General features: G+C 66.8%; 24 protein-coding genes and 1 pseudogene. 6 read left to right on the top strand and 19 right to left on the bottom strand.

The genetic code is table 11. The annotated features are described in order from the left end of the window. Positions 1-20 precede the first annotated feature (20 nt). Both G6N56_RS22280 and G6N56_RS22275 read left to right on the top strand, forming a co-directional pair. The gene (locus tag G6N56_RS22280) at positions 21-773 is read left to right on the top strand and encodes a 3-hydroxyacyl-CoA dehydrogenase (protein WP_042792154.1); all 753 of its coding nucleotides are present in this window, start codon (positions 21-23) and stop codon (positions 771-773) included. 277 nt (positions 774-1050) lie between these two features. Then, a complete protein-coding gene (locus tag G6N56_RS22275) occupies positions 1051-1206 on the top strand; it encodes a hypothetical protein (protein WP_158090665.1) in 156 nt (51 codons plus the stop codon). Here G6N56_RS22275 and G6N56_RS22270 read toward each other — a convergent pair. Further along, positions 1193-1912: a creatininase family protein gene (locus G6N56_RS22270; protein WP_042792152.1), complete on the bottom strand. Its 720-nt coding sequence runs from the start codon at positions 1910-1912 to the stop codon at positions 1193-1195. The two genes, G6N56_RS22275 and G6N56_RS22270, sit on opposite strands and share 14 nt — an antisense overlap. Further along, entirely contained in the window at positions 1909-3111 is a 1203-nt protein-coding gene (locus G6N56_RS22265) for a hypothetical protein (RefSeq protein WP_042792189.1), read from the bottom strand. Before G6N56_RS22265 ends, G6N56_RS22270 begins: the two co-directional genes overlap by 4 nt. Before the next feature lie 164 nt (positions 3112-3275). On the opposite strand from G6N56_RS22265, the gene G6N56_RS22260 reads away from it, so the two are divergent. From G6N56_RS22260 to G6N56_RS22250, 3 genes are all read left to right on the top strand, one after another. Next, on the top strand, positions 3276-3611 hold the full coding sequence (locus G6N56_RS22260; RefSeq protein ID WP_042792151.1) for an SCO3933 family regulatory protein: 336 nt from the start codon (positions 3276-3278) through the stop codon (positions 3609-3611). Positions 3612-3712: 101 nt separating this feature from the next. Continuing rightward, the gene (locus tag G6N56_RS22255; RefSeq protein WP_042792150.1) at positions 3713-5113 is read left to right on the top strand and encodes an FtsK/SpoIIIE domain-containing protein; all 1401 of its coding nucleotides are present in this window, start codon (positions 3713-3715) and stop codon (positions 5111-5113) included. Then, positions 5110-6723, top strand: coding sequence for a replication initiator (locus G6N56_RS22250; protein WP_042792149.1), 1614 nt, complete (start codon positions 5110-5112; stop codon positions 6721-6723). Before G6N56_RS22255 ends, G6N56_RS22250 begins: the two co-directional genes overlap by 4 nt. A gap of 207 nt (positions 6724-6930) precedes the next feature. On the opposite strand, the gene G6N56_RS22245 is transcribed toward G6N56_RS22250, so the two are convergent. From G6N56_RS22245 to G6N56_RS22230, 4 genes and pseudogenes are all read right to left on the bottom strand, one after another. Then, positions 6931-8370 carry a recombinase family protein gene (locus G6N56_RS22245; RefSeq protein ID WP_180150392.1) on the bottom strand — a complete coding sequence of 480 codons (1440 nt, stop codon included), beginning with the start codon at positions 8368-8370 and terminating at the stop codon, positions 6931-6933. Between the two features lie 21 nt (positions 8371-8391). Beyond that, positions 8392-9456: pseudogene (locus G6N56_RS22240) on the bottom strand (HNH endonuclease signature motif containing protein); the annotation flags it as partial. Positions 9457-9614: 158 nt separating this feature from the next. Continuing rightward, positions 9615-10469 (bottom strand): DUF4436 domain-containing protein, encoded by an 855-nt coding sequence (locus tag G6N56_RS22235; RefSeq protein ID WP_142280799.1) that lies wholly within the window; start codon positions 10467-10469, stop codon positions 9615-9617. 234 nt (positions 10470-10703) lie between these two features. Further along, the gene (locus G6N56_RS22230; RefSeq protein WP_085257830.1) at positions 10704-11702 is read right to left on the bottom strand and encodes a DUF4436 domain-containing protein; all 999 of its coding nucleotides are present in this window, start codon (positions 11700-11702) and stop codon (positions 10704-10706) included. Positions 11703-11997: 295 nt separating this feature from the next. Between G6N56_RS22230 and pstS the strand changes: the two genes are divergently transcribed. Beyond that, positions 11998-13119, top strand: coding sequence for a phosphate ABC transporter substrate-binding protein PstS (gene pstS / locus G6N56_RS22225; RefSeq protein ID WP_085257829.1), 1122 nt, complete (start codon positions 11998-12000; stop codon positions 13117-13119). Positions 13120-13129: 10 nt separating this feature from the next. On the opposite strand, the gene G6N56_RS22220 is transcribed toward pstS, so the two are convergent. From G6N56_RS22220 to rpsJ, 13 genes are all read right to left on the bottom strand, one after another. After that, positions 13130-14092, bottom strand: coding sequence for a DUF4436 domain-containing protein (locus G6N56_RS22220; protein ID WP_163645158.1), 963 nt, complete (start codon positions 14090-14092; stop codon positions 13130-13132). A 107-nt stretch (positions 14093-14199) separates the two neighbouring features. After that, complete coding sequence (locus tag G6N56_RS22215; RefSeq protein WP_085258068.1) at positions 14200-16551, bottom strand: arylsulfatase; 2352 nt, start codon at positions 16549-16551, stop codon at positions 14200-14202. Positions 16552-16674: 123 nt separating this feature from the next. Next, a complete protein-coding gene (gene rpsQ / locus G6N56_RS22210; RefSeq protein ID WP_085258069.1) occupies positions 16675-16989 on the bottom strand; it encodes a 30S ribosomal protein S17 in 315 nt (104 codons plus the stop codon). Further along, complete coding sequence (gene rpmC / locus G6N56_RS22205; protein WP_085258070.1) at positions 16989-17222, bottom strand: 50S ribosomal protein L29; 234 nt, start codon at positions 17220-17222, stop codon at positions 16989-16991. The genes rpsQ and rpmC overlap by 1 nt, the downstream gene beginning before the upstream one ends. Continuing rightward, positions 17222-17638, bottom strand: a complete 417-nt coding sequence (rplP, locus tag G6N56_RS22200; protein WP_085258071.1) for a 50S ribosomal protein L16 — start codon at positions 17636-17638, stop codon at positions 17222-17224. Before rplP ends, rpmC begins: the two co-directional genes overlap by 1 nt. 3 nt (positions 17639-17641) lie before the next feature. Continuing rightward, positions 17642-18466, bottom strand: a complete 825-nt coding sequence (gene rpsC / locus G6N56_RS22195; protein WP_085258072.1) for a 30S ribosomal protein S3 — start codon at positions 18464-18466, stop codon at positions 17642-17644. Then, positions 18466-18954, bottom strand: coding sequence for a 50S ribosomal protein L22 (rplV, locus tag G6N56_RS22190; protein ID WP_085258073.1), 489 nt, complete (start codon positions 18952-18954; stop codon positions 18466-18468). The genes rpsC and rplV overlap by 1 nt, the downstream gene beginning before the upstream one ends. Next, complete coding sequence (gene rpsS / locus G6N56_RS22185; protein ID WP_085258074.1) at positions 18951-19232, bottom strand: 30S ribosomal protein S19; 282 nt, start codon at positions 19230-19232, stop codon at positions 18951-18953. The genes rplV and rpsS overlap by 4 nt, the downstream gene beginning before the upstream one ends. A gap of 18 nt (positions 19233-19250) precedes the next feature. Continuing rightward, positions 19251-20093 (bottom strand): 50S ribosomal protein L2, encoded by an 843-nt coding sequence (gene rplB / locus G6N56_RS22180; protein ID WP_085258075.1) that lies wholly within the window; start codon positions 20091-20093, stop codon positions 19251-19253. A gap of 29 nt (positions 20094-20122) precedes the next feature. Beyond that, positions 20123-20425 (bottom strand): 50S ribosomal protein L23, encoded by a 303-nt coding sequence (gene rplW, locus G6N56_RS22175; protein ID WP_085258076.1) that lies wholly within the window; start codon positions 20423-20425, stop codon positions 20123-20125. After that, a complete protein-coding gene (gene rplD / locus G6N56_RS22170) occupies positions 20425-21090 on the bottom strand; it encodes a 50S ribosomal protein L4 (protein ID WP_085258077.1) in 666 nt (221 codons plus the stop codon). Before rplD ends, rplW begins: the two co-directional genes overlap by 1 nt. After that, on the bottom strand, positions 21090-21743 hold the full coding sequence (rplC, locus tag G6N56_RS22165; protein WP_085258078.1) for a 50S ribosomal protein L3: 654 nt from the start codon (positions 21741-21743) through the stop codon (positions 21090-21092). Before rplC ends, rplD begins: the two co-directional genes overlap by 1 nt. A 15-nt stretch (positions 21744-21758) precedes the next feature. Continuing rightward, entirely contained in the window at positions 21759-22064 is a 306-nt protein-coding gene (rpsJ, locus tag G6N56_RS22160) for a 30S ribosomal protein S10 (protein WP_003873519.1), read from the bottom strand. Positions 22065-22437 lie beyond the last annotated feature (373 nt).

Genomic DNA, 22437 nt, shown 5'->3' with positions numbered 1-22437 from the left:
GACGGAAAGGAAAGTTCCGAGTGGAGATCCAAGATACCGTAGCACTCGTCACTGGCGGCGCGTCGGGCCTCGGCCTGGCCACCGCCAAGCGGCTGCTCGACGCCGGCGCCCAGGTGGTCGTTCTCGATCTCAAGGGCGAGGATGTGGTCGGTGAGCTCGGGAACCGCGCGCGGTTCGTCCCGGCCGACGTCACTGACGAAAAAGCGGTGACCGCGGCCCTTGACGTCGCCGAATCGTTGGGTCCGTTGCGCATCGTGGTCAACTGCGCCGGCACCGGCAATGCCATCCGAGTGCTGGGTAAGGACGGCGTCTTCCCTTTGGACGCGTTCCGCAAGGTCGTCGACGTCAACCTGATCGGGACGTTCAACGTATTGCGGCTGGGCGCCGAGCGGATCGCCAAAACCGACCCGATCGGAGAAGAGCGCGGCGTCATCATCAACACCGCCTCGGTGGCGGCTTTCGACGGGCAGATCGGTCAGGCCGCCTACTCGGCGTCCAAGGGCGGTGTGGTCGGCATGACGTTGCCGATCGCGCGGGATCTGGCCAGCAAACAAATCCGGGTGATGACGATCGCGCCGGGCTTGTTCGACACCCCGCTGCTGGCTGGTCTGCCCGAGCCGGCCAAAGAATCGCTGGGCAAACAGGTGCCGCACCCGAGCCGGCTGGGCAAACCCGCCGAATACGGCGCTTTGGCGGTGCACATTATCGAAAACCCAATGCTCAACGGCGAGGTCATCCGCCTCGACGGGGCAATCCGCATGGCTCCCAGATAGCGGCACCCGGTGAGCGGATTCGGGCCGCCGGCGGCGCTGTGCAGACCCGGGTCCGCGACCGGTCACGGGTGGCCGGTCGATGCGCGCACGCAATCGCGGCGAAGTCGGATGCCGCCCTTTTAATAGCAGTAAAGAAAATTCTCACAGGCCAGGTCACGGACTGTTTTCGGCGGTGTCCGGTCACCGATCTGCGAGTGCGATGAGGGCTCAGTCGCTGTGCGCGCGGACACCGTGGGCCCGGCCGTGCTGGTCGTGGTCGTTGCAGGAGGTTCTCACGGTGTCCGGCAGAAGCTCGTCGCTGGTGGGGGGCGGCGGAGGCAGGGCGCAGTGGAGCGACCGGCGCGGACGGGAGCGCCAGCGGACGGAAGCGAAGGGAGCGCAGCGCAGCCCGGAGGTAGCCGCCGAGTTGTCGGCTCTGCTCAGCGTGTGGTGAGGAGCCCGATCAGGGTGTCGGCGTTGCGGCCGAGGTGGTCGAGGATATTACTGCCTTTGGCGGCGGTGGCCTGGGATGGGGAGCCGATGACGCCGGTGGGTGTGTAGGCGTGGATGCCGAGGCTGGTGAGGTAGCGGCGGTCGTTGGCGGTGTGGTCGCTGGTCTGCCAGCCGTCGCGCAGGTAGTCGAGGTCGCTGGCGAGCAGGATGGAGGTTTCCAGTTCGCCGGCGTGCATGTCGTCGTGGTTGCTGCTGTGGATTCCTGCGGCGGCGCGGGCCTCGGTCCAGTCTTCGCGGCTGGGGTAAAGCCCAACCTTGACGGGGTTCTTGGGGTGGTTGGCTTGTTGGACGACGTTGGTCAGTACCGCGTTGCCGCCGTGGCCGTTGACGACGATCAGCCCGGCGATGTTCTGGCGTGCCAGCGATTCGATGATGTCAGCGACGATCGCGGCCAGGGTGGTGGCGCTGATGCTGATGGTGCCCGGGTAGGCGGCGTGTTCGTGGGAGCAGCCGAACGCGACCGGTGGTAGCTGAAACACGTTGTGGTGCTGACTGATTGCGGATGCGATGGCAGTGGCGATGAGGGTGTCGGTGCCCAGCGGCAGGTAGGGGCCGTGTTGTTCGAATGAGCCGACCGGCAGCACCGCGACCGCGTGGGTGGCCGCGGGGTCGGTGGTGGTGGTGTTGGGGATGACTCGGCGGCTCACGGGGTGACTCCTTGGGTGGCGTTTTTGATGCGGCCGGCGAGCTGTTGCAGGATCGGGTCTTTGTTTCTCCGTCGACGGTCCCGCACGATTGTGCCTGCCCGCGCGAGATGCAGTCTGGCTCGCTGCGAGGGCGCGGCCATGTAGCCCGGGATTGCTGCGGCGGCCAGTGCCAGTGCTTGCTGGTATTCGCTGGTGGCGATGTAGGCGTGCAGGAGTCGCATATCGGCCACGGTCTGATCGCGGTGCTGCTGTGATGTCCAGGCGTGATGGTGCCCGGCGAGCAGCGCTACTGCTTTGTCGGGGTCACCGATGCGCAGGTAGCCCGAGGCGATCTCGCTGGCGACGTAGGCGCCGTGGGCATAGATCGCATGATCATGCGGGTGGGGTTGCAGGTCACCGAGGTCGAGGGCTGCAGCGGCGTGGCGATGAAACCCCCGCTCGTTGTGATTGGCCAGCTCCGCGAGGGCCTGTTGGCGGGCGATGCTGGCGGCCAGACGCCCCACGTCGTGGCCGTCGATCAGGTCGGCGGCATCGGCGGCCAAGGCGGTGGCCAGGTCGGGGTTGGTGCGGGTGAGAATGTTGGATTGGCGCATCAAGATCATGGCGTTGAATGCCGGGCCAGCCGTACGCAGGTGCAAGGCGGCGGTGTGGGTGAGCTTCTCCGCGGCGGCGTGATCTCCGAGGTCTTGGGCGATCCACCCGGCGACCTCGGCGATAGCCCCCGCAGCACGCCGCATCTCTGCCTTGACCTGCGAGGGTGCGTGGGCAATCAGGGATTCGATGGTGACCAGATCGGATTCCACCAGGGGGCGGGCGTGTTGGGGGCCGAAGGTGTGCTCAGCTTGGATGTGGGCATGTTGCTGGGCGGCGATGACGGCGAGTACGTCACGGTCGACGGGGAGTTGTAGCAGCAGCGGGTGCGGCAGCTCGGTGGCGATGGGCACACTAAACATTTCGTCGGGTTCGACGCCGAACACCGCGGCCAGGTCTTCACGCCACACCGGGCCGAGCATTCCGGTCCGCTCGATCTGGGCGATTTTCTGTCGCAGGGACTCCTGGGTGGGTAGGTCGGCATCGCCGCGTAGCTTGCGCACGTTTTCGACCTCGATCGCCAACTCACGCAGGCTGTAGCCGTAGCGTTTGCGGGCTTGGCTGAGCCGCTGCGCATTGAGTGCCCGGATCGGGTCGACTGCGGCCATGGCTTCGATCATGCCGCATACATCAGCGCAGGTCAGCTACGTGTGCGCGTGTGTGGTCATCACCAGTATCACTGCCTGTCACTTCCGGGCGCATCCGGGAGGGCGCTGTCCTTGAGTCGCGGCCGAACAGACCGCGCCAACACCGCAAGGAAGGACAGCAATCCATGAAGTTACGTATCGACACCACCGGGGTGACGTTCCTCTGTACTCGGATTCCCGAGCAGCGCACCAATTTCGACACCGGCGCACCCCGTGTGGACAAGGCCACCGGACAGGCGTTGTGGCAGGTGCAGTTGATCGCCCTGGATGCCACCGGCGGTGAGGTGCTGGCAGTCACCGTGGTCGGGGAACCGAAAGTCGTTGTCGGCCAGCCGGTGTCTGTGACGGGTCTGGTGGCGTTGCCGTGGTCGCAAGACGGCCGCTCGGGCATCGCGTACCGCGCCGAAGCCATCACCGCCACCGACCCCGGCACCGTCAAGACGGGCCAGCAGGCCCGGTAACCGCAGGCCGGCCCGGCAGCCCCGCGACAGCGTGCGCCTATGGGCTGCCGGGCCGACGCTCCCGCCCCTTCTTTCCCCGTCGTAAGTGAAGGCAGACCGTCATGTCGAATAGTCCAAACCGTAAGAACCACAACAACAATCCATCACCCGATGATGACTGGATCGGCGAGCTGATCGTCGGACTACTCAAAGCCGCCGGGTATCTGCTGTGGTGGGCAATCCTGTTTCCCTCCCTGAGCATCCCGGCCACGGTGGCGCTGTGGGTCGCCGTCAGTCACGGCGCCCGCGCCGGCGTGTTGACCGCCGGTGTGGAGGTCGCGGCATACCTCGGCTGGTGGGTATGTCAGCCGGCCTCATTCACCCGGTGGGTCAGCGCTCCGCTGCGGCAGCGTTTCTGGGCGTGGTGGCGTTATCACCGCAACTGGGAATCGGTCTGCGCCCTGCACGGCCTGACCGCCAAACTGGGTGAACGCACGTTGGTGCCTGCCCTGCAATCGGTGCGGATCGGCCATCACGCCGACGTGCTGATCGTCAAGGTGGTGACCGGCCAGTCGATTGCCGACTGGCAGAAACGCGCCCCCGCGCTGGCGGCGACCTGGGACGCGGAGCGGTTGACGATCCGCGCCACCACGCCGGGCCAGCTGCGGATCATCATCGGCCGCGGGGATGTGCTCGGCCAGCCGATCGCGGTACCCACGCCAACCCCGGGTTCGGCGGTCGATCTGGGCGCGGTGCGGGTCGGGGTCACCGAATCACGGCGCTGGTGGCACCTACCGGTGTTGGGCCAGCACATCCTGGCCGCCGGTGCCACCGGAGCCGGCAAAGGCTCGGTGCTGTGGTCGCTGATCGCCGCCCTCGCCCCTGACGTCAAGCGTGGCCGGGTGCGGTTGTGGGTGATCGACCCCAAAGGCGGCATGGAACTCGGTGCCGGCGCGCCGCTGTTCACCCGGTTCTGCTACCACACCGGTCAGCCCACTGTGGAGCTGCTGCGCGAGCTGGTGGAGCTGATGCAGACCCGCGCCACCCGGCTGCGCGGGCACACCCGCCTGCACACCCCTACACCGGCCGAACCGCTGATCGTGCTGATCATCGACGAGATCGCCGCGCTGACCGCCTACGTCACTGACCGCAAACTCCGCGCCGAGACAGAACAACTCCTCGGCCTGCTGCTCTCCCAGGGCCGTGCGGTCGGGATATCGGTGGTAGCCGCGGTGCAAGACCCGGCCAAAGACACCCTGCCGGTACGCCAATTGTTCACCGTGCGCATCGGGCTGCGCATGACCGAGCCCACCCAAACCGCGATGGTTTTGGGTCAAGGCGCCCGCGATGCCGGCGCCGAATGCGACCTGATCGCCGATGCCACCCCCGGCATCGGGTACGTGATGATCGACGGCACCGCCGAACCGATACGGGTCCGGGCCTTTCACGTCACCGACCGCGACATCACCTTGTTGGCCCGCACCTTTCGGGCACCGCGTTCAGGCGAACAGGGAAATCCGTGAAGGCCGTAACGACGCAAAGCCCGGTGATCGCGCTGCCGGGCCTGCCCGCCACCATCGATGCCGATGCGGTGGTCACCCAGATGCAGCGCCGCGCATCCTCACCCGGTTTCGGGTCGTGGTGGCGGCGAGTGGAATCGGTCGGTTACTGCGCCCACCCGATCCAGCTGCTCGGCACCGACGACGCCGGGCGCCGGCATACGGTGTGGACGCGCTGCAACAACCGCCGCGCGTCGGTGTGCCCGTCATGCTCAGACCTGTATGCGCGCGACACCTGGCAACTCGTGCACGCCGGAGCCGCCGGCGGCCACCACGACGTACCCGCTGAGGTCGCCACTCACCCGCAAGTGTTCACCACGCTCACCGCACCGGGCTACGGGGCCGTGCACAACGCCACCGGCGCCAGCTGCCGCCCCACACCGGTCGGCCCGCACGCGAGGTGTCGCCACGGTAAACCACTGCGCTGCAACATTATCCACACCGTTGATGATCCGATGGTGGGGCAACCATTGTGTGCGGGCTGCTATGACTATCTCGGGCATGTGCTGTTCGCCTGGCATCTGCCCGAACTGTGGCGGCGCTTCACCATCACCCTACGACGCGCCATCGCCACACACCTCAAAACCAGTGGGTTATCTGCGGATTCGGTACGGGTCAGCTTCGTCAAGGTCGTAGAGCTGCAAGCCCGCGCGATCCCGCACATTCACGCACTGATCCGCCTCGACCCACCCGGTGCTCTCGCCACCACCGCATCAGGTGACCACATCAGTGACGGCCCCGCCGCCCCTCGGGGTGGTAGGGAGCCCCGTCACGGCACCGACCGGCAGCCCGTCTGGTCGTCACCGATCACCGCCACCGAACTGACCGCCCTGATTCGCCAGGCCGCCGGGCGCGTCCGCATCGACGTGCCCACCGGCGACAATCACCCAAACCAGGGGGTGCGGACACTGCGGTTCGGCGCCCAAATCGACGCCCAAGCATTGACACCCGAAACCACCACGGCAGCAACAGATTCCGAGACTGCGAGAACCACAGCCACTGCATCGTCGCGGCTTTCACCGCGCCGAGTCGCGGCATACTTGGCGAAATACGTCACCAAATCGTTGCACGACTTCGGCATCACCGCCCGACGCCTATCCACCGAGGCGATCGGCGAACTAGACGTCAGCGAGCATGTGCGGGCCATCCTTACCGTCATCGCTGAGCTGGCCGAACACGGCAACGCCGCGGTGGCCGGGATCGGGCGCTGGCTGCACACCCTGGGATATCGCGGGCACATCACCACCAAATCCCGGCACTACTCCACCACCATGGGCGCCCTGCGCACCGCGCGCGCCACCTGGACCCGCCAGCACGCAACGAACGACGCAACGCAGCTGAACGCAACCACACCCCGCGGCGCGGTCAGTCCCGACCAGCGGCCTCACGCGCCGCTTGACCCCGATGCAGTGGCGTGGGAGTTCGATCACGCCGGACACACCAGCGCCGGTGACCGGGTGCTGGTCATCTCCGCAGCCCTGCGCCACATCACCGCCCGCATCACCGCCATCACCGAAACCCGCTCTCGCATCGGCAGCCGGTGGCCGGCACCACCAGGGGGCGGTGATGGCTGAGGCCACGACCGATACCGACGCCAGCGACACCGGGAACACCAGCGATCAGCCCGCGCCGTTGCATGAACGCCCCGAATTCATCGCCTGGCTGACCGAATCCTGCCACACCCAAAACGTTCCCGTCACCGTCACCGATCCGACCGTGATCGGCCGGGTCGCCACACTGTTGGGAGCCGACCGCCCAGCACGCCCGGCGAGGTCAGGAGTTCAGACCCGCCACACCGGCGCCACCCGTCCGATATCCAGGCTGCGCGCACCCGGTGTGCCCGGTGCGATGACCGCGTGATCCAACACCGCCTTGACGATCGCCTGCTGGCGACCCAAATCCAGCCCGTCCCACCCGCTGCGCAGCACGCCACCGGTGCCGGCCAGCTCGAACACCGCGGTGGTGTCGGTGGCGGCGGCGATATCGCGGCGGGCCGCGGTGATGCGGGCGGTGATCGGATCACGCGCGGCGATCCACTCCCGGGCGGTAATGGCGCCATCGGCATACAACCCCGCCAGCTCATCGAGGCGTTCCTGATCGGCGTCGACCTGGGCGGCCAACGCGGCGACATCGGCGTCAGCGGTGGCTTTGCCCGCCAACGCGTCCGCCAGCTGCGGTGAATCCAGCCGTGCCAGCACCGCTTCGGTCAGCAGTTCTTCGACCGGGGCGGCGACCACGGTCAACCGGCCACACCCACCATGATCCGGCCCCTTCAAACACACGTAGCGGCGCACCCGATTCTGCGGATTGCTATGCCGGGCTTGGGAATACAGCCGGTTACCGCAGCGCCCGCAGCGCAACATCCCCGACAACAGGTAGGTGCGTGCGGTGCGGGTTTTGGTCACCGACCGCGATGCCATGCGTGCCAGCACCCGATCACGCTCTGCTGGGGTGATGATGGCGGGCCATACCGCGGCACCGATCACCTCCCCGCGGTGCTCCCGTAACCCCGCAATACGACCCGAGGACAACACCTGACGCACCGCGGTCGTCTGCCACGATGTCGCCACGCTCGGGGCGATCTGCGAGTCGTTGAGCCAGATTGTCAACGACCGCAACGATTGGCCCGCCAGATACCGGTCCACCATCTGGCGGATCACTGCGGCCTCCGATTCGCGCACAGTGATCTTGTCGGCCTCATACCCGAACGGGCGCGCTGAGCCATGCGGTAACCCGGCCTGGGCGTTTTGCAACATCTTGCGGCGGATACGGGCCGACTTGCGGCCGGACTCCTTGGCGGCGAACGCGGCGAAAATCCGGGCCATGAACAGCCCGTCATCATTACCCAGGTCGATGTCGGCGGTCACGGTCGCGACATCGCGCACCCCGACCGATTCGCACAGCGTGACGAACTCCTCCAACTCCACCGGCCGCCGATGCAACCGATCCAGGTTGTAGACGATCACCGCGTCACGATCACCGGACGCCAGATCAGCCAGCATCCGGGCGTACTCGCGGCGCGGCTTACCGGAAAACGCCGACACATCGTTGTCGACATACTCGGCCCCGACCGGCCACCCCCGATCAGCGGCGAGCTTGCGGCAGTCCTCCAACTGCCGGGCCACGCCCAACCCCGTGCCCTCCGCGTCCGAGGAAATCCGGGCATAAATCGCCGCCGAGCACACCCCAACACGCTGACCAGCAGATTTCCTCACCGACATGAGGGTAGTTTAACAACTTATGACCTTGCCGGCATGGGTGGGTCCGCCCCGGGCGTAGGGGATGGTGTGGTCCACATCGCAGCGGCTCGCGGGCACATCGCAGCCCGGCCAGCGACACGTCAGGTCCCGACACCGCACGAACGCCGCCAACGCCGCCGAAGGCACATAACCGGGTTCGGGGGCGGCGTCGGCGGGGTGGGCCAGCGCCACCAGCCGGGCCGATCGGGCCAGCTCGGCGATCAACTCGGGGCTGATCAACCCGTCAGCACCCACCTCCGAACCCGGGGCATCCCCACCGCCGCGCACGGTGGCCTGCTCGGCGATCACGTGGATCACCACCGGCGACGCCGGCCGGCGCGTAGCGGCCGCACAGTCACCGCGCCCGCAGCGACAGCCCAACCGGTCCGCCCCGGCGGCCAACGCCCCCAACCCATCCGCGCGGCGCTGGGCCACCGTGCGCGGATCGTGGGCGCACACCGTGGCTGCCAACGCGTCCAGCCGCCGATCCAGGGCGTGCGCGTCCGGGGCGAACACACTGCCCCGAATCACCGCCATCCCACCCTCGGTGTCGTCCACCCACACCTGCCGATCGGCGCGCGCGGCGCGCTGGCGGCGCACCGCATCCGCGTCGGCGACCGCCACCACCTTGTCGACCTGCCCCGCCAACCGGTGTCGCGTCATCGACGGCCAGCGCCCAACATTGGCCGCCAACCGCGCATCCACGGTCGCCAACACCTGCGGGTCCTCGATCAAGTCCGTGCGATACACAATCGTGGCGAACAACCGGAAATCAATATCCCCAGCAGCAAACACCGCCCCCACCTTCGGCAACCGCTCCACCATCGCCCGCGCATACCGCAACCGACTCACCGCCAACGCCTGCGAAATCCGCAACGCCGCAGCCACCTCCGCCGCGACCGCCTCCATCGCATCAATCACCCACAGCTCGCTCTGCCCCGACCAGCGCGCGGCGAACAACTCCCCCAACACCGCCAACTGCTCAGCCGCCGCCCGATTCTCCGCACGCGCCGACGCCGACAACCGCTCCAACAACGCCGCCGGCCGCGACAACCCGCCATCGAACATACATTCGATCATGCCAAAAGGGTCCGACAAATAACCTCAGCGAACGCGACCCCGGCGGGGCGAACAGGGCCGAGCGCTCGTCGAGCCTGGGGACCAGGGTGCGGCTAACTACTTCGGCGCGGCGCGCCCACCAAACGTCGAGCCTTGCGATCGAGACCTCAGCCGGAGTGCCGGTACCACGCGGCGACATACAGCACCAACGCCGTCGCCAGCGCGATCAACACCCAGATCACCACCGCCTGGTCGATCCAGGCACCCGCGGGCGGCGAGCCCGGCAGGATGTTACGCAACGGCACGACGGCGAACAGCATCGCCGCGTACCAAGTGGAAAACGGCGGCAGGAATTGCCTTCGTCCGGTGAGCATTTGGATCGCCACGAACAGCGCGAGCGTCGGCAGGGTGATGAGGACCAGGCAGATCCCCAGATCGAAGACCAGCGGACCCTTGGCCCGTTGCAGTGTCACGATCACGTTGTCCGGGCGATCCGAGTCGAGGCTGTCCCGCCCGGCTCGCCTGACCGAAATATCCCAGCCTTCCAGCGATCCCGTCACCTCCACCCGGGCGGGCTTGTATTGCCGGTTCTCGCCCGTTCCGACGAGCACGTCCGCCTGGATGGTGTCGGTGCGGTACGAGTCGAAGGGCCAATCCCCAGAGTCGCCGTGAGCCTCGATGGTGGTGGCAACCTGCGCCGGCAACTTCCCCACCGGGTATTGCAGGTCGCCCAGGTCGTTCTGCGGGAAGAAGCGCACGGACGTATCGGTGGTCAGGACGTTGAGACGCTTGTCGATCATTGAGTTATCAGGCATGACAAGCACTTTCACATCGAGGCGGTTCGCCACCGAGTGCAGTTGCTCGAATCGCACCAAGACCACGGTGCCCTCGGCGGTGTTCACGTCCGGCTCGGGCAGTGGCCCGGGCGCGGTGGCCAGCCAGTGGTAGCCGAACAGCGACAGGGTGTAGACGACGACAACGCCGACGATGATGGAGACGTCGAGCACGAGGTGCCGCCGCAGTCGCTTACGCCCCGGCTTGGCGTCGGGCGGGGCGGTGGGCGAGGTCCCGTCGCCGTTTGCAGGCGGCGGCGGCGCCGCGGATGGCTCGAGGGCAGCAGTCAGCTCGCCAGCGGGGTATCCCGCTGGCGCGGCCAATTCCTCGTGAATCGTCACTGCGCCGAAGACTAACAACGGGCCTGTTTGCTGGCATCAGATAAAACAGCATCGCTACGCGCATTTAACACACCGCGACTATCAGTCCCCTTGCCGGACCCAGGCGGAGATGTACAAACTCATCGCCGTCACCAGCGCGAGCAGCACCCACTGCACGACGGCCTGGTCGATCCACGAGCCGGGCGGTGGGGCGCCGGGAAGGATGTTCCGCAGCGGGACCACCGCGAACAGCATCGCGGCGTACCACGTTCCGAACGGCGGCACGAACTTCCTTCGGCCCATCGCCATCGGAATCGCCACCAACAACGCCAGGGTCGGCAGGGCGACGAGGACAAGACAGATGACCAGGTCGAAGACGAGTGGGCCCTCGGCTCTCTCCAGCGTGATGACCACGTTGCCCGTGTCCATGGACCGGGAGGTCCGCAGGCCGCTCGGGTCACGGACGCGGTCGACGCTGACGTTCCAGCCGTCCAAAGATCCGGTCACCTCGACCCGGGCGGGCACCTTCTTGCGGTTGTCGCCCGCCCAGACGAATGCATCGGCCGCAATCGGCTCGGTCTTGTACTCGTCGAAGGGCCAGTTACGGGGATCGCCATGCGCCTCGATGGTGGTGGTAAGTTGCGCGGGCGCCTTCCCCTTGGGGTAGTTGAGGTCCCCGAGGTCACTCGTCGGATACAGTCGAACGGCGACGTCGTTACCCAACACGTCCAGCCGCGGGTCATACTGCGAAACCCCGGGATAGACAAGCACATTCACTGTGAGGCGATTCGCGACGGGTTTGAGCTCCTCCAGGCGCAGCTGCACAATCGTGGCATCGCTCCCGCCCTGGCTCAGGTCCAGGGCGGGCAGCGGACCCCCCGCCCTTTGCAAGACGTGGACGCCCAACAGCGAAAGGGCGTAGGCGACGACAAAGGTCACCAGCAGACCCACGCCGATCTCGATCTGGGTTCTGTTCAGTTTCGGAGGCTTTGCCTTGCCGGGCGACTTCTTCTTCTTCTTCGCCACCGCAGGAGGCTCGTGGACCGCGGTCGGCTCAGCGGCCTCCGACTGAGCCGGTGTCGGCTCGGCTTCAGTCGTCATGTCGCTGAAGTCCAGCCGGTCGGGGCGCCACGTGGTCAGATGCTAGCGAACGACTACGCGAATTGCCTGCGGAAATCCGACAACTGCGCCCGCACGACGCATCCGTCGCCCGCTGGAAACCGCTCGTTCACCTGCGACGACGGCGACCCGCGGATCCCACAGCCACGACACCAGGCGTTCATCTGAGAGATCCGCCCGGTTCATCTCAACTTTGTTTGCTCGCGCGGCAACGGCTGTAAGTCTCAACAGGTGCCGACGGGGCACGAGGATCTGCTGTCGCAAGGAAACCACCAACGTGAAGCGCAATCGATCGGCCGCAGCTGCCAGCTTGCTGGCTGCGGGTGCCGTGGCCCTTTCGGCATGCAGCAACGCCCCCGCCACCCTGCCCTACACCGCCGGGGCCAAGGTCAATTGCGGCGGCCAGCAGACGCTGACCGCCAGCGGCTCGACCGCTCAAGGTAACGCGATGAACCGGTTCATCAGCGCCTACACCCAAGCCTGCACGGGGCAGGCCCTCAACTACACCGCCAACGGTTCAGGCGCGGGAATCAACGACTTCATCAGCGGCAAAACCGATTTCGCCGGATCTGACATACCGCTGAACGCCGAGCAATACGCCGCGGCCAAGAAGCGCTGCGGCGGCGCGGACGCCTGGAACCTGCCCGTGGTCTTCGGCCCGCTGGCCATCACGTACAACCTCAGCGCGGCCGACTCTTTGGTGCTCGACGGTCCCACGCTCGCGAAGATCTTCAACGGCACCATCACGCGCTGGGACGATCCGGCGCTCACCGCGCTCAACGCGTCCATGCCGGCCGAGGACATTCGCGTCATCTACCGCAGCGATGCGTCGGGCACCACCGACAACTTCCAGTCCTACCTGCAGGCCGCTTCCGGTGGAGCGTGGGGTCGGCCGGCGGGCAAGACGTTCAACGGTGGCGTCGGCATCGGGGCTGCGGGCAACGCGGGCACCGCGGCGCTGGTACGGACCACCGAGGGCGCGATCAGCTACAACGAACTGTCATTCGCGCTGCAGCAAGGCCTTTTCGCCGCCGAGCTCAAGACCCCGGCCAGTCGCCGGTCGCTACGGCCGGTTCGCATCGGCACCGACGCGGTCGGCAAGACCATCACCGAGGCCAAAGTCGTCGGGAACGGCAACGACCTCGTATTGGACCTTTCGTCGTTCTACAACCCGGCCCACCCCGACGTCTATCCGATCGTCATGGCGACCTACGAGATCGTCTGCTCCACCTACCCGAGCGCCGATGTCGCCAAGGCGGTCAGGGCCTTTCTGCAGGCCGCCATCGGCCCCGGCCAGATAGACCTCGCGAGGAACGGCTATATCCCGCTGTCCCCGGACTTCCGGGCGAGAGTGTCGGGCGCCATCGACGCGATCGGCCCGTCGGACTCGCCGAGCTGAGAGCGAGCCGCTACGTCTTTTGGGGTTTCTTTCGGTCCCGGTGGCGCCACCAGGCGAGGATGAACAGGGCCATCGCCGTCACCAGGCCGATCAAAACCCATAGCACGAGGGCTTGGTCGACCCAGGAACCGAACGGTGGGCTGCCCGGCAGAATGTTCCGCAGCGGAACGATGGCGAAAAGCATTGCGCCGTACCACGTTATGAAGGGCGGCAGAAAGGACGTTCGGCCCAACACCATGGGTATGGCGACCCACAGCGCCAGGACGGGCAGGGCGATGAGCACCAAGCAGATCCCGACGTCGAAGATCAGGGGGCCTTTGGACCGCTGCAGCGTGACGGTCACGTCATCGAGGGCGTCCGGGTTCGGATCCTCGGAGTCGTGGACCCGGGTGACTGTCGCGTCCCAGCCGTCCAACTTTCCGGTGACTTCGACACGCGCGGGTACCTTTTCGCGGTTCGGCCCGGTGCCGGTGAACACGTCGGCAGCCAGGACCTCCGTCTTGTAGGTGTCGAACGGCCAGTTACCGGGATCGCCGTGCGCCACGATGCTGGTGCTGACCTGTGCCGGCGCCTTGCCCACCGGGTATTGCAAGTCCCCCAGGTCGTTTTCCGGGTACAGCCGCACGGCCGCGTCGGTGGTCAGCACGCCGAAGTTCTTGTCGTAGAGCGAATCCTTCGGGTAAACAAGCACATTCACCGTCAAGCGGTTCGCGACGGTATCCAGTTTCTCCAGATGCACCTGGACGACGCTGTCGTCGGCCTCGAGCTTGCTGAAGTCCACCGCGGGCAGCGCGGGCGCCGATTTGGCCAACAGGTGGACGGCGATCAGCGAGAGGACGTAGATGACGATGACGGCGCTGATGATCCCGATCGCGATCGCGGTCTGCCGTCCCCGTGCACCGGACGACGCGGGAGGGGCCGGGGGGCCGGGCGGCGCCGGAGGGGCCGGGGGCGCCGGGGTCCCGGCGGTCATTGAGGCATCACGGGGCCAGACACTAGCAGGTTAAACGGCATTTTTAGAAGACAAATCGGCAAATTGCGGCACCCGGCCACGCGGTGCCGACGGCCGGCGTCGGCCGTTCAATCGCGCGAGAAGGCCAGGGCCAGTTCCTTTTCCACGTCTTGGTAGGGCCTGCCGGAGAGGTCGACGGTGACCTGGGCGATGGTGCCGCCAGTGAAGCGGAACGGAGCCTTGTAGCGGCTCGATACCGCCGAGCCGCCATTGTGGCCGACGGTGATTCCGGCGCCTGCCAACCCGAACGTTCCCGGATGCGCCTGCACATCCCCAAGGGTGCCCACCACCGCGTCGTCGACGAACAACGTCACGTCACCCAACGGAGTGTGGCTGCCCGGCACGGTGCCGGTGCGAGAATAACTGGCGCCCAGCACGTGCCGGCCCAGCGGCACCGCTGCCGACGAAGAGACGGCCTGCTGCCGCTCGCCCAGGAAGTTGTAGACGTAGTGCAGGCGCCCGTCCTGAATGAACAGCACATGGCCGCCGTGGGCGCCACCCTGTTTGAACAGCACGCCTTCGGCGCCCGTGGTGTCCACGACTACCTCGGCCAGCACCGCGAATGACCTGCCGCGGATCTCGGCGGCGGCGCCGATGCCCACGTCGGCGCAGTGGGGATAGTAGACATAGCTGGAACGTTCCCCGACCAGGTAGGGCCGCGACCGCATCATCGTCTCCACGATGTTGAGGTCCGACAGCGGCAGGCCGTTGTACTTGGCGGCCTCGGAGAACCACAGCGCCTTGAGTTCCTCGAGCTTCTCGGGGTGCTCGGCGGCCAGGTCATGGCACTGACTGCGGTCCGCCTCGATGTGGTAGAGCTCCCAGCGGTCGGTGTCGAACTGGGACCAGCCCGCGGGCGTGGCCGCGTGCACGGTGTTGGCGAACCAGCCCCGGTGCCAGATCCCCCGGGTGCCGAGCATGGTGTAGAACTGCGTCCGCTTGCCGGTGTCGGCACCCGGATCATCAAGAGCCGCCTTGAAACTGACCCCGTCCAGCGGTGTCTGGGCGATTCCGCGGACGGTCTCGGGGGGTGCCATGCCCAGCAGGTCGTAGACGGTGGGGGTGACGTCGCTGACGTTCACGTAGGTGTCGCGGACCTCGCCGTGGGCCGCGATCCCGTTGGGCCAGGAGATGATTGCGGTGTCGGCGATGCCGCCCTCGTGAGACGCGTAGCGCTTGTACAACTTGTAGGGCGTGTTGAAGGCCATCGCCCACCCGATCGGGTAGTGGTTGTACGTCTCCGGACCACCGAGATGCTCGAGCAGCTTCAGGCTTTCCTCGACGGTATCGATGTAGCCGTTGAAGAACTTGCCCTCGTTCACCGATCCGTTCGGACCGCCCTCGCCGCTGGCCCCGTTGTCGGAGATCACCACGATGATGGTGTCGTCGAGCTGACCGGATTCCTCGAGATAGTCCAGGATGCGCCCGATCTGCGCGTCGGTGTAGCTCAGGAAACCGGCGAACACCTCCGCCATCCGGCTGAACAACTTCTTCTCGTCGTCGCGCAGCGAGTCCCAGGGCCGCACGGTGTCCTGCAACGGCCAGGGCTGGCCGTCCGGCCCCTTGACGTCGAGATAGGGGTTGACGGGCGACAGTTCGGTGTCCGGCGGAACGATGCCGAGCGACTTCTGCCGTTCCAGCACGATCTCGCGGTATCGCTCGTAGCCCATGTCGAAGCGGCCCGCGTACTTGTCCGCCCACTCCTTGAAGACGTGATGCGGCGCATGTCCCGCGCCCGGGCACACGTAGCTGAACCAAGGCTTGTCGGGCGCGATCACCTTGGCGTCGCGGATGAATTCGATTGTCCTGTCGGCGATGTCCTTCGACAGGTGGTAGCCCTCCTCCGGGGTGCCCGGCGGGCTGATCGGATGGTTGTCGTACACCAGGTCCGGATACCACTGGTCGGTCTCGCCGCCCATGAAGCCGTAGAACCGCTCGAAGCCGCGTGAGGTCGGCCAGTGCCGCTTCGTCGCGGCCAGATTGGCCTCCTCCAGCGGCGTCAAGTGCCACTTGCCAACGCAGTATGTGTTGTAGCCGCGCTCGGCGAGCACCTCGGACAGCAGCGCCGTCTCGAACGGAATGCGCCCATTGCAGTTGGGAAACCCGTCGGTGAACTCCTCGATGGTGGCCATGCCGACGGTGGTGGCATTGCGACCGGTCAGCAACGAAGCCCTGGTCGGCGAGCACAGGGCGGTGGTGTGAAACTGCGATAACCGCACCCCGTGCTCGGCGATCCGCGTCATGGCGGGCATGTCGACCAGGCCGCCGAAACAGTCCCACGTCGCGATGCCCGTGTCGTCCCACACCAGGTAGAGGATGTTCGGCGAGTTCTCCGGTGCCGTGGGGGCCGCGTACGGCCCCCAGTCGGCCTCCGAGTCGCGGATGTCCAGCTCGATCTTGCCCGAAAACTCCGTCGCCACGCCGGCCTCGCTCTCGTCCCGGTTTCGCCAGCCGAATATCGCGAGCAGACTACACCCGCGGGTGAGCCGAATAGCGAAATCGCCCGAGACCGCAAGGTCCCGGGCGATTCTTAATGCGTGGGTCTACTTCGCCTTTTCCAGGATTTCGACCAGCCGCCACCGCTTGGTGGCCGACGTGGGGCGCGTCTCCATCAGCGAGACCCGGTCGCCGATGCCGGCGGTGCTGTTCTCGTCGTGCGCCTTGACCTTCTTGGTGGTCCGGATGATCTTGCCGTACAGCGGGTGCCGCACGCGGTCTTCCAGCTCGACCACGATGGTCTTCTGCATCTTGTCGCTCACGACGTAGCCGATGCGCACCTTGCGCCGGCCGCGCACCTTCGGGTTGGCCGGGGTGTGCTTGGGGCCCTTGCCGCCGGGGGTGGCCTTCTCTTCTGCCATCACGATTCCTTACCGTCGGGTCCGGAAGCCAGACCCAGCTCTCTTTCCCGCAGCACCGTGTAGATCCGCGCGATCTCGTGGCGCACCGTACGGAGGCGGCGGTTGTTGGTCAGCTGCCCGGTCGCCATCTGGAAGCGCAGGTTGAACAGCTCTTCCTTCGACTCGCGCAGGCGCTCGGTCAACTCTTCCTCGTTGAGTTCACGCAGTTCGCCCGGCGAAACTCCAACTGCCATCAGAACTGTTCCTCTCGGGTCACGATGCGTGCCTTGATCGGCAACTTGTGGATGGCGCGGGTGAGCGCCGCCCGGGCGATCTGCTCGTTGGGGTAGCTCAGCTCGAACAGCACCCGGCCCGGCTTGACGTTGACGACCCACCATTCCGGCGAACCCTTACCGGAACCCATCCGGGTCTCGGCGGGCTTCTTGGTCAGCGGGCGGTCGGGGAAGACGTTGATCCACACCTTGCCGCCACGCTTGATGTGCCGGTTGATGGCGATACGAGCCGCCTCGATCTGCCGGTTAGTCACGTAGGCATGCTCGAGCGCCTGGATGCCGTAGTCACCGAAGTTCACCGACGTGCCGCCGCTGGCGATGCCGCGCTGGCGCGGATGGTGCTGCTTGCGGTGTTTAACCCTGCGGGGAATCAACATGATTCAGCTCTCCGTGCTCTGTGGTTCCGGTGCGGGCGCGCTCTCCGCGGGCGCCGACTCCTCACCCGCCGCGCGCCCGGCCTCGGTGCTGGTCGCCGTGGTGCCCGATGCACCACTGCGCCGCGGGCGGGTGCCCGACGGGCGCTCGCGGCGCGGGCGGTCGGCCCCGGCGGGGGCGGCAGCGGCCAGCTCGCGCTTGCCGCCGACGATGTCGCCCTTGTAAATCCATACCTTCACGCCGATCCGGCCGAAGGTGGTCTTGGCCTCGTAGAGGCCGTAGTCGATGTCGGCGCGCAGCGTGTGCAGCGGCACCCGACCCTCGCGGTAGAACTCCGAACGGCTCATCTCCGCACCGCCGAGGCGGCCCGAGCACTGCACCCGGATGCCCTTGACGTTCGGCTGACGCATCGCCGACTGGATCGCTTTGCGCATCGCGCGACGGAAGGCCACGCGGTTGCTCAGCTGCTCGGCGACACCCTGAGCCACCAGTTGTGCCTGCGATTCTGGGTTCTTGACCTCGAGGATGTTGAGCTGCACCTGCTTGCCGGTCAGCTTCTCCAGGTCGGCGCGGATCCGGTCGGCCTCGGTGCCGCGGCGCCCGATCACGATGCCGGGGCGCGCGGTGTGGATGTCGACCCGCACCCGGTCACGGGTGCGCTCGATCTCCACGTCGGCGATGCCGGCGCGCTCGAGACCGGTGGACAGCAGCCGCCGGATCGCGACGTCTTCCTTGACGTAGTCCGCGTACTGCTTGTCCGCGTACCAACGGGACTTCCAGTCCGTGGTGATGCCCAGGCGGAAGCCGTGCGGATTGATCTTCTGGCCCACTACTCTGAGCCTCCCTTCGCGTCAGAAGTCTCAGCGGCTTTCGCGGGCGCTTTGTTCGCGGGCGCCTTCTTGGCGGCGGCCTTGCTGGCCTCGGCACGGCGGGCACGCGTCGACTTCGCCGCGCGCTGGTCCTTCACCGGCCGGCTCTCCACCACGACCGTGATGTGGCTGGTGCGCCGGCGAATCCGGAACGCCCGCCCCTGGGCGCGCGGACGGATCCGCTTTGCGGTGGGGCCCTCGTCGGCGTACACGGTCGCGACCACCAGGGTCGCCGGGTCCAGCCCGTTGTTGTTCTGCGCGTTGGCCGCTGCGCTGGCGATGACCTTGGCCACCGGCTCGCTGGCGGCCTGGGGCGCCCAGCGCAGGATATCCAGCGCGTCGGCCACGGACTTGCCGCGCACCAGGTCGATCACCCGGCGCGCCTTTGTCGGCGACACCCGCACGAACCGTGCCTTGGCGACCGCCGACGGAAACTCAGTACTTGTCATCGCCTCTTCGACTTCCGGTCGTCCTTGATGTGTCCCTTGAAGGTCCGCGTCGGCGCGAATTCACCAAGCTTGTGACCGACCATCGACTCGGTGACGAACACCGGGACGTGCTTGCGGCCGTCGTGCACCGCAAAGGTGTGGCCGATGAAGTCGGGGATGATCGTCGAACGCCGCGACCAGGTCTTGATGACCTGCTTGCTGTTCTTCTCGTTCTGGACGTCCACCTTCTTGAGCAGGTGGTCGTCGACGAACGGGCCCTTCTTGAGGCTGCGTGGCATGGCTGCTCCTGGAACTTCCTACCGCCCGTGCTTCTTGCCGGTACGCCGGCGCCGCACGATGAGTTTGCTGCTGGCTTTGTTGGGCTTGCGGGTGCGGCCCTCGGGCTTGCCCCACGGGCTGACGGGGTGCCGACCACCGGAGGTCTTACCCTCACCACCGCCGTGCGGGTGGTCCACCGGGTTCATGACCACGCCGCGGACGGAGGGGCGCTTGCCCTTCCACCGCATCCGGCCGGCCTTGCCCCAGTTGATGTTCGCCTGCTCGGCGTTGCCGACCTCGCCGACCGTTGCGCGGCAGCGCACGTCGACACGCCGGATCTCACCGCTGGGCATGCGCAGGGAGGCGTAGGTGCCCTCTTTGCCGAGCAATTGGATGCTCGACCCGGCCGAACGGGCCAGCTTGGCGCCGCCGCCGGGCCGCAGCTCCACCGCGTGGACCACGGTGCCGGCGGGGATGTTGCGCAGCGGTAGGTTGTTGCCCGGCTTGATGTCGGCGTTCGCACCGGACTCCACCACATCGCCCTGCGAAAGCCCCTGCGGCGCAATGATGTAGCGCTTGTCGCCGTCGAGGAAGTGCAACAGCGCGATGTTGGCGGTGCGGTTCGGGTCGTACTCGATGTGCGCGACCTTGGCGTTGACTCCGTCTTTGTCGCTCCGACGGAAGTCGATCAGCCGGTAGGCGCGCTTGTGGCCACCGCCCTTGTGTCGAGTGGTGATCCGCCCGTGGGCGTTGCGGCCGCCGTGACCGTGCAGCGGGCGCACCAACGACTTCTCCGGAGTCGACCGGGTGATCTCGCCGAAGTCGGAGACGCTCGCGCCACGACGACCGGGGGTCGTCGGCTTGTATTTGCGAATTGCCATGTCTAATCAGGTCTCTCTCTCGCGCCCGGCTATGCCGGTGCCCCGAACAGATCGATCGGCTTGCTGCCAGGCGCCAAGGTGACGATGGCCCGCTTGGTGCTCTTGCGCTTGCCGAAGCCAGTCCTGGTGCGCTTGCGCTTGCCCTGCCGGTTCGCGGTGTTCACCGATGCGACCTTGACGGAGAAGATCTTCTCGATCGCGATCTTGATCTGCGTCTTGTTCGAATCGGGGTGCACCACGAACGTGTACACGTTGTCGTCCAGCAGTCCGTAGGACTTCTCCGAGATGACCGGCGCGAGGATGATGTCACGCGGGTCGGCGATGGTCGCCATCAGGCCGAAACCTCCTCGGCTGTCGTCGTGTCGGCGCCCCTGTTGGCGGCGATGTAGGCGTTGAGCGCCTCGACGCTGAACACCACGTCGTCGGCGCGCAGCACGTCGTACGTGTTGAGCTGGTCGGGCGCCAGGACATGCACACCGGGCAGGTTCCGCACGCTCTTCGCGCCGGTCTCGTCGCTGCGGCCGATCACCACCAGCAGTTGCTTGCGATCGCTGAGGCTGCCGAGGAACGCACGGGCGCTCTTTGTCGACGGCGTCTGGCCCGCGACAAGTTCGGTCACCGCGTGGATGCGCCCGTTGCGCGCCCGGTCCGACAGCGCGCCGCGCAACGCAGCGGCGATCATCTTCTTGGGCGTGCGCTGGCTGTAGTCGCGCGGCTTGGGGCCGTGCACGACGCCACCGCCGGTGAACTGGGGAGCCCTCGTCGAGCCCTGCCGGGCGCGGCCGGTCCCCTTCTGCCGGTACGGCTTGCGACCACCGCCGCTGACGTCGCCGCGCGTCTTGGTCGAGTGCGTGCCCTGGCGGGCCGCCGCGCGCTGCGCGATGACGACCTGGTGCATCAGCGCGATATTGGCCGGGGCATCGAACAATTCGGCCGGCAGCTCGATCGAGCCTTCGACCTTGCCGTCCGGTGTCTGCACGTCAATCTTGAGTGCCATTACTTCTCACCTCGTTTGACCGCGGTGCGCACCATCACGAGTCCACCGGTGCGGCCGGGGACCGCACCCTTGATCAACAGCACGCCGTTCTCGGGATCGACCTTGTGCACCACCAGGTTCTGGACGGTGACGCGGTCGCTGCCCATCCGGCCGGCCATCCGGGTGCCCTTGAAGACACGCGCCGGGGTGGCGCAGCCGCCGATGGAGCCCGGGCGGCGGTGCACCGCCTGCGCGCCGTGGCTGGCGCCCTGGCCCCGGAAACCGTGCCGCTTCATGGTTCCGGCGAAGCCCTTGCCCTTGGAGGTCCCCGTCACGTCGACATAGCTGCCGTCGGCGAAGATCTCGGCCGTGAGCTCCTGGCCGACTTGGTATTCACTGGCGGCGGCCTCGTCGTCCAGCCGCAACTCGGCCAGGTGGCGGCGCGGGTTCACGCCCGCGGCGCTGTACTGCCCGGTCACCGGCTTGTTGACCTTGCGGGGGCTGATCTCGCCGTATGCCAGTTGCACGGCGCTGTAACCGTCGCGCTCCGGGGTGCGGATGCGCGTCACCACATTGGGGCCGGCCTTGACGACCGTCACCGGTACGACGCGGTTGTTCTCGTCGAACACCTGCGTCATGCCCAGCTTGGTGCCCAGAATGCCTTTTCTTGCCATCAGTTCACCGAGTTCCTACTGGATGTTGACGTCGACACTGGCCGGCAGGTCGATGCGCATGAGCGCGTCGACCGTCTTCGGCGTCGGGTCGAGGATGTCGATCAACCGCTTGTGCGTGCGCATCTCGAAGTGCTCCCGCGAGTCCTTGTACTTATGCGGGGAGCGGATGACGCAATACACATTCTTTTCGGTCGGCAGCGGCACCGGCCCTACGACGCTGGCACCCGTGCGGACGACGGTCTCGACGATCTTGCGCGCCGAGGCGTCGATGGCCTCATGGTCGTAGGCCTTGAGCCTGATGCGGATCTTCTGTCCCGCCACGCTTCTCCTACCCTCACTCCACTGAAGTCCGTACCGGACTTCAAAATCTTCGTCCTCACGTGCCCCCGGCGCGCGGATCGATCCCGCCCTCGAGCGGGCCGATCGAGCGTCGCGCCGGTTACTGCGCCGCTGTTTACCTGTCGTGGTCCACCGGCCCCCGCGGTCGGGCGTGTCACCCTCACGCAGCCTCGGCGCGCCAATTTCTTGGCGAAATAGTCGCTCCAAGGATGGGACCGGACGCGCCCGTTTGGGCGCTGGTCGTATGCCCGGCCAGGCGTGAACCCGGCTCAAGGCAACCTGAACAGTATGCCTCAGATCATGGGTTTGGCCAAATCCCGGGCGAACCCCACCGGCGCGATTGCACAAGCCGGCT

It is taken from the genome of Mycobacterium saskatchewanense, assembly GCF_010729105.1.
Lineage (GTDB): Bacteria > Actinomycetota > Actinomycetes > Mycobacteriales > Mycobacteriaceae > Mycobacterium > Mycobacterium saskatchewanense.
The sequence above is the reverse complement of the archived record's forward strand: the minus strand, read 5'-3'. Positions and strand labels throughout refer to the sequence as shown.